This is a genomic window from Alcanivorax sp. HI0044 (assembly GCF_001634945.1).
Map to the genome: position 1 here is coordinate 1 of NZ_LWEZ01001644.1, position 606 is coordinate 606.

The 606-nt window shown below is 63.2% G+C and carries 1 protein-coding gene; it reads right to left on the minus strand.

What is annotated here, in order from left to right; genetic code table 11:
* Positions 1–606 (minus strand): acyl-CoA dehydrogenase family protein (locus A3730_RS24745; RefSeq protein WP_197477623.1); only part of this gene is annotated, 606 nt, incomplete at both ends.

Below are 606 nucleotides of genomic sequence, written 5' to 3' on the forward strand. Positions count from 1 at the left end.
TCCACGAAAGCGCGATAATCAAAATCGCCATTACCCAGGCGGTTGTCCGCCGGGATGCGCACGTTATCCAGTTTCAGCGGGCGCTGACCGCTGGCGCGGATGCCCATGGCGGGATCCTCTCCGGCGGTGAGTCCGTCGGTGCCGCCTTCCACGATAAACACCGCGGGGCCGGTGTCTGTTTGTGCGGCAACCAGGAAAATTTCCGCTTCGGCCGCCAGTGGCACCAGGGATTTTTCGCCGTTGAGAACGTAGTCGTTACCGTCCTTGCGGGCGGTGGTGGCCAGCGCCATGGGGTCGAACAACGGGCGCGGTTCGCACACCGCAATGGCGGCTTTGGGCGGATTCTCTTCGGCGAAGCTGCTCAGGTATTTGTCCTGCTGCTGAGCGGTGCCCCACTGGGTCAGCGCATTGGCGACCCCCATGGGGGCAAGAATCGCGACGGCCTGGCCCATGTCGCCACGGGCCAGATCTTCTGCCAGCAGCATGCTGGTAACGGTGGATTTCTCGGTGGCGGCGCCGCCCAGGGATTCCGGAACCGCGAAGAAATTCAGTCCCAGTTCCAATGCCTGGGCAATCACGTCTTCGCTGGTCTGCTGTGCGGCGTCA